The sequence below is a fragment of the Hominiventricola sp. genome (assembly GCF_057604405.1).
Genome location: NZ_DBLYVB010000035.1, coordinates 1 through 11,073, shown reverse-complemented (window position 1 = coordinate 11,073; position 11,073 = coordinate 1). Strand labels below are relative to the sequence as shown.

General features: G+C 44.7%; 9 protein-coding genes and 1 pseudogene. All 10 read left to right on the top strand.

The features are described from left to right. A partial coding sequence (locus tag ACZMB2_RS13170; protein ID WP_487597079.1) for an IS3 family transposase occupies window positions 1-848 on the top strand: 848 nt, incomplete at its 5' end. Between the two features lie 593 nt (window positions 849-1,441). Then, entirely contained in the window at window positions 1,442-3,166 is a 1,725-nt protein-coding gene (locus ACZMB2_RS13165; RefSeq protein WP_487597078.1) for an ABC transporter ATP-binding protein, read from the top strand. A 235-nt stretch (window positions 3,167-3,401) separates the two neighbouring features. Further along, the gene (clpB, locus tag ACZMB2_RS13160; RefSeq protein WP_487597077.1) at window positions 3,402-5,984 is read left to right on the top strand and encodes an ATP-dependent chaperone ClpB; all 2,583 of its coding nucleotides are present in this window, start codon (window positions 3,402-3,404) and stop codon (window positions 5,982-5,984) included. An 82-nt stretch (window positions 5,985-6,066) separates the two neighbouring features. Then, window positions 6,067-8,028: a fructose-1,6-bisphosphatase gene (locus tag ACZMB2_RS13155; RefSeq protein WP_487597076.1), complete on the top strand. Its 1,962-nt coding sequence runs from the start codon at window positions 6,067-6,069 to the stop codon at window positions 8,026-8,028. 18 nt (window positions 8,029-8,046) lie between these two features. Next, window positions 8,047-8,220: a DUF4250 domain-containing protein gene (locus ACZMB2_RS13150; protein ID WP_487597075.1), complete on the top strand. Its 174-nt coding sequence runs from the start codon at window positions 8,047-8,049 to the stop codon at window positions 8,218-8,220. Window positions 8,221-8,430: 210 nt separating this feature from the next. Further along, a complete protein-coding gene (gene infC, locus ACZMB2_RS13145) occupies window positions 8,431-8,925 on the top strand; it encodes a translation initiation factor IF-3 (protein ID WP_487597074.1) in 495 nt (164 codons plus the stop codon). Between the two features lie 58 nt (window positions 8,926-8,983). After that, window positions 8,984-9,181, top strand: a complete 198-nt coding sequence (gene rpmI, locus ACZMB2_RS13140) for a 50S ribosomal protein L35 (protein ID WP_118771480.1) — start codon at window positions 8,984-8,986, stop codon at window positions 9,179-9,181. A 31-nt stretch (window positions 9,182-9,212) separates the two neighbouring features. Continuing rightward, the gene (rplT, locus tag ACZMB2_RS13135) at window positions 9,213-9,572 is read left to right on the top strand and encodes a 50S ribosomal protein L20 (protein ID WP_118771479.1); all 360 of its coding nucleotides are present in this window, start codon (window positions 9,213-9,215) and stop codon (window positions 9,570-9,572) included. A gap of 81 nt (window positions 9,573-9,653) precedes the next feature. Further along, a complete protein-coding gene (locus ACZMB2_RS13130) occupies window positions 9,654-10,718 on the top strand; it encodes a CobW family GTP-binding protein (RefSeq protein WP_487597073.1) in 1,065 nt (354 codons plus the stop codon). Between the two features lie 17 nt (window positions 10,719-10,735). After that, window positions 10,736-11,073: pseudogene (locus ACZMB2_RS13125) on the top strand (TIGR03943 family putative permease subunit); the annotation flags it as partial.

The window sequence follows — 11,073 nt, the reverse complement described above, 5'->3', positions numbered from 1 at the left end:
AACTTTCAAAAGAATTTCCTGTTGCGGTTCTTTGCCGATTAATGAATGTAAATCGAAGTGGCTTTTACAAGTGGAAAAAACGCCTGGAACATCCTTCAAAACGACTGTTATCCTTTGTAAGTGATCTGGCATTATTCAAGGAATACCATGCTAAATATCCATCACATGGCTATCGCTGGCTTAATGCCAAGATTCGTTTAGATACAGGACTAAAAATGTCTGATCAGTATGCTCATAAGTGTTGTAAAACGGCAGGGATTATGAGCATATCCAAGCATTACCGCTATAAGAAGCCAGGAGATCCATTCAAGGTGTATCCGAACCTAATGGCAACCGGGTTAAATATCACCGGACCATTGCAGTGTATCACAAGTGATATGACTGCATTTCGATTAAAAGGGGGTTATTATGAATTGACCTTGTATATGGATCTTTGGAATAATGAAATCCTGTCATACTCGCTTTCAGGTCGCAAAGGAGACAGAATGACATATATAAGTGGTCTAAAAGACTTGATTTCCATCAAGCAAAAGTATCCTGGTCTGGAAATGATTCTTCATACAGATCAGGGATCGGTCTATGCATCTAAGGACTTTAATGAGCTTTTGCCTTTATATAACATCGTTCATTCTATGTCCAGAGCCGGAACCCCAACAGATAATGCAGCAATGGAGGCGATTAATGGCTGGATCAAAACAGAGATGTTTACAGATCTGCACATAACCAGCAATGAAAACATTGAGAATGAGATAAAAGAGTATATTACGTTCTTTAATGAAGAAAGACCTGCATACTCATTAAACTATTTGACACCAAAACAATATAAGGAGTACTATGCTCAGTTTTGAGTGTATAAAAAATGAAAAAAGTGTCTACTTTTTGTTGACTAGTGCATTCTGAAACTATATAGCGAAAAATATTTTTTCCACTGCAAATATTGGGCGTGGAGAGACATAAACATTCCATATACCCAAAAGGAGCAGCTGCGAGGGAAGTGCTGTCTTCACACAAAATATTCCACAAGGGGGCGAAGTCCATCGTCCGGCCTCCGGATGCATGAAACCATGCAGGAATGGCGTGATAAATAAAAAGGAGGCTGTACGTATGCTATTAGATGATTACTCATCTATTTTGCAACAGCCCCTTTATTGATTATGAAAGATTTTTCAATAATCTATTGGACATGCAATAACTGTAAATGCAGGCCATGACAATCTCTGATATCAGATGTCGTTTTTATCATCAGAAAATACTCTTTTTCATTAACTTCATGGTCATTCACCATCACTCCGATGATTCTTGAATTATGTTTTGCAAGCAAAATGCCAGCCATATAAAGAAAAAGCTGAACAAACGTAGCCCATACGAAACGTTCAGTTTTTACTACGAAGAAGATGTGTTATAATGTAGCAGATTGATTTGAAAGGAATAAGGGATTCATATGCATACATTAAAGAAATTTATTCAATATTACGCTCCGTATAAGAAGGTATTTTTTCTGGATTTGATTTGTGCCGCTGTGATCAGTCTGGTTGATCTGGCTTTTCCGCAGATTTTACGAACATTGACGAAGACATTATTTATAGAGAGTTCTGATGTGATTTTACGGGCATTGATTCCGATTACACTCGTGTTGCTTGTTATGTATATGATCCAGACAGGATGCAAGTATTATGTTAGTTATCAGGGACATATGATGGGAGCATATATGGAACGGGATATGCGTCAACAGTTGTTCGATCATTATGAAAGATTATCATTTTCATACTATGATCAGAATAACTCGGGACAGATGATGAGCAAACTGGTATCGGATTTATTCGACATCTCAGAGTTTGCACATCATGGGCCGGAGAACTTATTTATCTCATTGATCAAAATTATTGGATCTTTTGTATTTTTGTTTCTAATCAACTGGAAACTGGCAATTCCTCTTCTGGTGATTGTGGCAATTATGCTGTTTTTTTCTTATGGACAGAATAAGAAGATGCAGGCAACATTTATGGATAACAGACGTAAGATCGGAAATCTGAATTCCAGCCTTCAGGATACGCTGGCAGGAATTCGTGTGGTACAGTCTTTTGCGAATGAAGACATTGAACGGGAAAAATTTAAAAAGAGCAATCAGGGTTTTTTGAGCTCAAAGAATGCAAATTATCGTTGTATGGGTAGTTTTACAGGAGGCAATTTGTTCTTTCAGGGGATGATGTATCTGATGACGCTGGTGTTTGGAGGCTGGCTGATTGCACATGGACAGATGGAGTCGGCAGATCTGGCAATGTATGCGCTTTATATTGGCATTTTTATCAGTCCGATCCAGATTCTGGTAGAGCTTACGGAAATGATGCAAAAAGGGTTGTCCGGATTCAGAAGATTCTTGGATGTCGTTGAGACAGAACCGGAGATTGTGGATGCAGAAGATGCGGAGCCACTGGAAAATATCAAAGGGCATGTGCGTTATGAACATGTTTCCTTTCATTATAATGACGATGACTCACTGGTTCTTGATGATGTTTCTTTTGATATCCAGGCAGGAAAATCGATCGCATTGGTTGGAGCATCCGGAAGTGGAAAGACAACCATCTGTTCACTGCTTCCGAGATTTTACGATGTGTCTGAAGGGCGTATTACAATCGATGGAAAGGATGTGCGGAAACTGACATTACAGAGTCTTCGTGAACAGATCGGACTGGTACAGCAGGATGTATATCTGTTCTGTGGAAGTATTCGTGAGAATATTGCGTATGGCAGACCAGATGCGTCGATGGAAGAGATCATTGAGGCAGCAAAGAAGGCTAATATTCATGAATTCATCATGGAACTTCCGGATGGGTATGAGACATTCGTTGGTGAGAGAGGAACCAGATTGTCCGGTGGTCAGAAACAGCGGATTTCTATTGCAAGAGTATTTTTGAAGAACCCACCTATCCTGATTCTGGATGAGGCGACGAGTGCTCTGGATAATGAAAGCGAGAGATTTATCCAGCAGAGTCTGGAAGAATTGGCAAAAGACAGAACTACGATTACGATTGCACACAGATTGTCAACAATCCGTAACGCTGATGAAATTCTGGTGGTTGCAGAAAATGGAATTGTAGAATGTGGAACGCATGATGAACTGTTGGAAAAAGGTGGGATTTACGCACATTATTATGAAATGTCATAAAATGACGAGGCAAGGACATGTGTCTGAAATGAACCTGCTGGAAACCGTGGTATACGTCGTACACAGCTCATATCGTTCACACAATTAGGTTTCACAGAAAGTTCATAAAAAATTAGCACTCACCTATTGACAGTGCTAACAACCGGTGCTATAGTACACATAGAACAAAGAAATAGACATCAGTATGCAGGATTTTATATCCGGCATCGGTTATGCGAAGCGAGGAGGCGAGCATATGAATATACAGAAATTTACTCAGAAATCAGTTCAGGCAGTGAACGAGCTTGAGAAGATTGCCATGGAGTATGGTAATCAGGAGATTGAGCAGGAGCATCTTCTGTACAGTCTTCTGACACAGGAAGAAAGTCTGATTGCCAGACTGATTTCCAAGATGAACATAGATGATACTTTATTTAAAGAGCAGGTAGAACAGGCGTTGAACAAGCGTGTGAAAGTATCAGGCGGTCAGCCTTATATTGGCCAGTACCTGAATAAAGCACTGATCAGCGCAGAGGATGAAGCAAAACGGATGGGTGATGAGTACGTATCCGTAGAGCATCTGTTCCTGTCTCTGCTTGATAATCCAAGTCCTTCCATGAAGGAGCTGTTCCGTGAGAATGGAATTACCAGGGATAAGTTCCTGCAGGCCCTTTCTACCGTCAGGGGCAATCAGAGAGTCACCAGTGATAATCCGGAAGCTACGTATGATACTCTGACGAAGTATGGTACAGAGCTGGTAGAGCGTGCTCGTGAGCAGAAGCTTGATCCGGTCATCGGACGTGATTCCGAGATTCGCAATGTGATCCGTATCCTGTCCCGTAAGACCAAGAATAATCCGGTGCTCATCGGTGAGCCTGGTGTTGGTAAGACAGCAGTCGTTGAAGGTCTGGCACAGCGGATTGTCCGCGGTGATGTTCCGGAAGGACTGAAGAATAAGAAGATTTTTTCACTTGATATGGGTTCCCTGGTAGCAGGTGCCAAATACAGAGGTGAATTTGAGGAACGTCTGAAAGCCGTTCTGGAAGAAGTCAGAAAGAGCGAAGGACAAATTATCCTGTTCATCGATGAACTGCATCTGATTGTAGGTGCCGGCAAGACCGACGGTGCCATGGATGCCGGTAACCTGTTGAAACCGCTTCTGGCAAGAGGCGAGCTTCATTGTATCGGTGCGACCACGCTGGATGAATACCGTCAGTACATTGAGAAAGATGCGGCTCTGGAGCGTCGTTTCCAGCAGGTACTGGTAGACGAGCCGACCGTAGAAGATACGATTTCCATCTTGAGAGGTCTGAAAGAGCGTTACGAAGTATTCCATGGGGTTAAGATCACAGACTCTGCTCTGGTGGCAGCAGCAACCTTGTCCCATCGTTATATTTCCGAGCGTTTTCTGCCGGACAAGGCCATTGACCTGGTAGATGAGGCCTGTGCCCTTATTAAAACGGAACTGGATTCCATGCCGACCGAACTTGACGAGCTGCGCCGGAAAGTGCTGCAGCTGGAGATCGAGGAAGCAGCTCTTAAGAAAGAGACAGACCGTCTCAGTCAGGAACGTCTGGAGAATCTTCAGAAGGAACTGGCTGATCTGCGGGATGAGTTTAATAATAAGAAAGCTCAGTGGGATGACGAGAAGAAATCCGTCGAGAATCTCTCTAAACTCCGTGAGGAGATCGAGGATGTGAACAAACAGATCCAGGCTGCCCAGCAGGGTTATGACCTGGAGAAAGCAGCACAGCTTCAGTATGGCCGTCTGCCGCAGCTGCAGAAGCAGTTGGAGGACGAGGAAGAGAAGGTCAAGAACAAAGACCTGTCTCTGGTACATGAGAGTGTTACAGATGAGGAGATTGCCAGAATCATTTCCCGCTGGACCGGTATTCCGGTAGCAAAACTGACGGAGAGTGAGAGAAATAAAACCCTCCATCTGGACGAAGAACTCCACAAACGGGTTATCGGCCAGGATGAAGGTGTGCAGAAAGTAACGGATGCGATTATCCGTTCCAAAGCAGGCATCAAGGATCCGACCAAACCGATTGGTTCCTTCCTGTTCCTTGGACCTACCGGTGTTGGTAAGACAGAGCTTGCTAAGGCACTGGCAGCCAGCCTGTTCGATGATGAACAGAATATGGTGCGTATCGATATGAGTGAGTATATGGAGAAATACTCCGTATCCCGTTTGATCGGAGCGCCGCCCGGATATGTAGGATATGAGGAGGGTGGCCAGCTGACAGAAGCAGTCAGAAGACATCCCTACTCTGTTGTACTGTTCGATGAGATTGAGAAAGCCCATCCGGATGTATTCAATGTACTGCTGCAGGTGCTGGATGATGGCCGTATCACAGATTCCCAGGGAAGAACGGTGGACTTTAAGAACACGATTCTCATTATGACTTCCAACATTGGTTCCAGTTATCTGCTGGAAGGCATTGATGAAAATGGTGACATCCGTCCGGAGTGTGAAGCACAGGTAATGAACGATCTGCGCGGACATTTCAGACCGGAGTTCCTGAACCGTCTTGATGAGATTATCCTGTTTAAACCGCTGACGAAGAACAACATTGGCAACATCATTGATCTGATGATGGCAGATGTGAACAAGCGTCTGGAGGATAAGGAACTGACCATTGAGCTGACCGATGCAGCGAAAGCTTACATCGTGGAGCATGGTTATGATCCGGTCTATGGAGCACGTCCTCTGAAGAGATTCCTTCAGAAAAATGTGGAAACCATGGCAGCCAGATTCATTCTCGGTGGAGAAGTCCATGCAGGAAGTGTCATGGTGGTGGATACAGACGGTAACGGACTGACCATCCATACAAAATAAAGAATGGTAAAATGAGACCTCTCATGGTATCATAATCCTATCAGGTATTTTATGGGATATATGATATTATGGGAGGTTTTTTATGGAAAAAGAGGAATTGCGATACCTGCAGAGGCTTTCAGAACTGTATCCGACCATTGCGTCAGCAGCAACGGAGATTATCAATCTTCAGTCGATTTTGAATCTGCCGAAGGGTACGGAACATTTTCTGACAGATATTCACGGGGAATATGAAGCTTTTTCCCACGTACTGCGAAACGGTTCCGGTGCAGTGCGGAAGAAAATCGATGATGTCTTCGGGCATACGCTGACAACGGCAGATAAACGTGCGCTGGCCACTCTTATTTACTATCCGGAAGAGAAAATTGAGTATGTGCGGAAGACGGAAGAGGATATGGATAACTGGTATAAAATTATGCTGTACCGGTTGATTGAGGTCTGCAAGAAAGTTTCTTCCAAATATACCCGGTCAAAGGTAAGGAAAGCACTTCCGAAAGATTATGCCTACGTGATCGAAGAACTGATTACGGAGAAATCCGAAGTATTGGATAAAGAAGGGTATTACGATGCCATCGTCGATACCATCATTTCCATAGACCGGGCGGAAAATTTCATTATTGCGCTGGCGGAACTGATTCAGCGGCTGGTAGTGGATCATCTGCATATTCTGGGGGATATTTATGACAGAGGTCCGGGACCGCATTTCATTATGGATAAGCTCATGGAATATCATTCTCTGGATATCCAGTGGGGAAACCATGATATGGTCTGGATGGGAGCGGCAGCGGGACAGCTTTCCTGCATTGCTACGATTACGCGTATCTGTGCCCGCTATGGAAATCTTGATATTCTGGAGGATGGATATGGGATTAACCTGCTTCCTCTGGCAACCTTTGCGCTGCGCACCTATAAGGACGATCCCTGCGCCCAGTTTAAGGTAAAGGGAGGAGAGGCAGCCACAGAGGCAGAAAACCGCCTGAACATTCAGATTCACAAGGCAATTTCCATTATTCAGTTCAAACTGGAGGGTCAGCTCCTGGAGCGGAGGCCGGAATACCATATGGAACATCGTCGTCTCCTGCACCGGATTGACTATGAGAAGGGAACCATTACCATTAAAAATAAGGAATATCCGCTGTTGGATACGAATTTCCCCACTATTGATCCGGAACATCCTTATGAATTGACGGCGGAGGAAGCAGAAGTGATGGAACGGCTTAGAATCGCATTCCTCAAATGCGACAAGCTGCAGTCTCATATGAAGCTTCTGCTGAACCGGGGAAGCTTATATAAAGTATATAATGGAAATCTTCTGTATCATGGCTGCATTCCGCTGAATGCCAACGGCGGTTTCAAGGAAGTACAGGTCTATGGAAAAACTTATAAAGGCAAGGCACTTTATGATATCCTGGAAGTGTATGTGCGCCGGGCATTTTTTGCAGTGGATGAGAAGGAAAGGGCGAAAGGTGCAGATCTTATGTGGTATATCTGGGCAGGTCCTAACTCGCCCTTGTTCGGAAAAGATCAGATGACCACTTTTGAACGTTATTTTATTGCTGACAAGGCAACCCATGTGGAATTGAAAAATGCCTATTATGATTTCCTGGAAGATGAGCAGGTGGTGGATAAGATCCTGCAGGAATTCGGACTTGGCAAAGAAGGCACCCACATTATCAACGGTCATGTGCCGGTACATCATAAGGACGGTGAAAGTCCGGTGAAGTGCGGCGGCAAGGTACTGGTCATTGATGGAGGATTTTCCAGGGCATACCAGAAGACAACAGGCATTGCAGGTTACACCCTTACGTATAATTCCTATGGACTGATGCTTTCATCCCACGATCCCTTCACTTCTGTGGAAGAAGCGGTACGCGATGAGAAGGACATTCATTCCGAACGTGTGGCTGTGAGCCGGACCCAGTACAGATGTCTGGTGGGAGATACGGATACTGGCGGGGTGCTCAGAGAGCGCATCAGCGAGCTGAAAGAGCTGCTGGAAGCTTACCGGTCCGGTCTCATTGTGGAGAATGATAAGAAAAAATAAGAGGAAAGAGGAAACACCATGTTACCGGAAGATCCAATGATGCTGTTAAGCTATGTGAATACCCAGCTTAGGGATTTCTATAAGAGTCTGGAAGGGTTCTGCAACAGCCAGGATGTGTCAGCGGAAGAGCTGAAAAAGAAGCTGAAAACCATTGATTACGAGTATGATGAAAAATTAAATAAATTTGTATAAAAATAGTTGACAGCAGAAAATAAGTGTGATAATCTATACAAGGTTATGAAATGAAAGAAGAGTATCCACTCTCACCTCGGCACAAGCGGTGACCCGGGTTTATATCGTGAAAAGATGGTGCGAAGAGCATTTTTCATGTAGAAAGTGGATAGTTTTCTATCCACTTTTTTTGTGCAACAATTGCGGAGGTGTACGACAATTAGCGAGTTAATGATCAATGAGCAGATTCGCGACCGTGAGGTTCGTGTAGTCGGTCAGAACGGGGAACAGTTAGGAATTATGTCTGCCAGCGAGGCAATGAAGATGGCAAGAGAGGCGGAGCTTGATCTGGTAAAGATCGCACCTACAGCAAAGCCGCCGGTATGCAAGATCATCGATTACGGTAAGTATCGTTATGAGCAGGCACGCAGAGAGAAGGAAGCAAAGAAAAAGCAGAAGACCATTGAGATCAAAGAGGTGCGTCTGTCCCCGAATATTGATGAGAATGACCTGAACACTAAGGTGAATGCAGCCAGAAAATTCATCCAGAAGGGTGATAAGGTAAAGGTTACTTTACGTTTCCGCGGCCGTGAGATGGCACATGTACAGAGCAGCAAGAAGATTCTGGACGTGTTTGCAGAGCGCATGGCAGACATCGCAACGATTGATAAGGCTCCGAAGATGGAAGGCCGCAGTATGACGATGTTTTTAACGGAAAAGCGTTAAAATAACAAGGGCCAGGGGGCCTGTAGTATAATTTAGATTTCACAGGAGGAACAAACATATGCCAAAGGTAAAAACTAGCAGAGCAGCTGCGAAACGTTTCAAAAAGACCGGAACAGGTCAGTTAAAGAGAATGAAAGCTTATAAGAGCCATATCTTAACGAAAAAATCCCAGAAGAGAAAGAGAAATCTTCGTAAATCCATCATCACGGATGCTACCAACGTTAAGAGCATGAAGAAGATTCTGCCGTATTTATAAGATTTGGGAAGAAAGTTAAGGAGGAAGAAAAATGGCAAGAGTTAAAGGCGCATTAAACGCTAAAAAGAAACACAATAGAGTATTAAAGCTCGCAAAGGGCTACAGAGGAGCTAGAAGCAAACAGTACAGAGTTGCAAAACAGTCTGTAATGAGAGCACTGACCAGTGCATACGCTGGACGTAAAGAGAGAAAACGTCAGTTCAGACAGCTGTGGATCGCTCGTATCAATGCAGCAGCACGTATGAACGGACTGTCCTACAGCAAATTTATGTACGGACTGAAGAGCGCAGGCGTTGAGATGAACCGTAAGATCCTTGCTGATCTTGCAGTAAACGATGCAGCAGCTTTCACTGCTCTGGCAGAGACTGCTAAAAAAGCACTGAATAAATAAGTAACAAACGAAAGCCCTTGGGAGTCCTGCCGCATGGTAAGCATCCGAGGGCTTTTTGCTCAGAGAAAGAAGGAAAATAGCATGACAAAGATTGAGATTATTTCCGGTTTCCTTGGAGCCGGCAAGACCACACTGATCAAAAAAATGCTGAAAGAGGTATTCGCAGGTCAGAAGATTGTTCTGATCGAGAATGAGTTCGGCGAGATCGGCATCGATGGCGGTTTCCTGAAGGATGCCGGCGTACAGATTACCGAGATGAATTCCGGCTGTATCTGCTGCTCTCTGGTAGGTGATTTCGGTACTGCCCTGAAACAGGTTATTGAGACCTATGCTCCGGACCGCATCCTGATTGAGCCGTCAGGCGTAGGTAAGCTTTCCGACGTCACCAGAGCCGTACAGGGTGTTGCTGCTCATGAGCCGGTGGAACTGAACAGCTCCATTACCGTTGTAGACGGACAGAAGTGCAAAATGTATATGAAGAACTTTGGTGAGTTCTTTAATAATCAGGTAGAGAATGCAGGAACCATCGTTATGAGCCGTACCCAGAAGATGTCCGAGGACAAACTGGATGCTGCTGTAAAGATGTTAAAAGAGAAGAATCCGAAGGCTACCATCATCACGACTCCGTGGGATGAGCTGAAAGGGGAGCAGATTTTGGCTGCTATGGAGCATCAGGATCTGATTTTGAAAGAGGAGATGGAGCATCTTCATGAGCATGAGGATCATGACCATTGCTGCGATCATGACCATGATCACGAGCACCATCATGACCATGATCACGAGCATCATCACGACCATGAGCATGGCGATGACTGCACCTGTGGCTGCCACGATCATGACCATGACCATCATCATCACCATCATGCAGACGAAGTGTTCTCCAGCTGGGGTCAGGAGACTCCGCACAAATACAGCGAGGAACAGCTGCGTGACATCCTGAAGAAACTTTCCGATGGTGACGAATATGGCATCATTCTGCGTGCAAAGGGAATTATTCCGTGTACAGACGGTACCTGGCTGCACTTTGATATGGTTCCGGAAGAATATGAAATCCGCAGAGGAGATGCGGATTACACAGGCCGCCTGTGTGTGATCGGTTCTCATCTTGATGAAGAGGAACTGGCAAAACTGTTCGGGCTGGCTTAAATAAAAGGAGATTGAACATGGCGAAAATCCCGGTATTTGTAGTACACGGATTTCTGGAGAGCGGCAAAACCCAGTTTGCGATGGAAACGCTGTCAGACGAATATTTTTCTGATGGCGAGCGCAATCTGGTCATTGCCTGCGAGGAAGGAATAGAAGAGTACGAGGATGAGGTGCTTCGGAAAAGCAATACCACTCTGGTAATGCTGGAGGACAAATCCGAATTTAACGAAATGTTTCTGGCAGAGTGCCAGAAGAAATACAAACCTACCCAGGTTATTGTAGAATATAACTGTATGTGGGGACTGGATTATCTGCGCGAGATGAATATGCCGAAGGGCTGGTTCGTGGCGCAGGT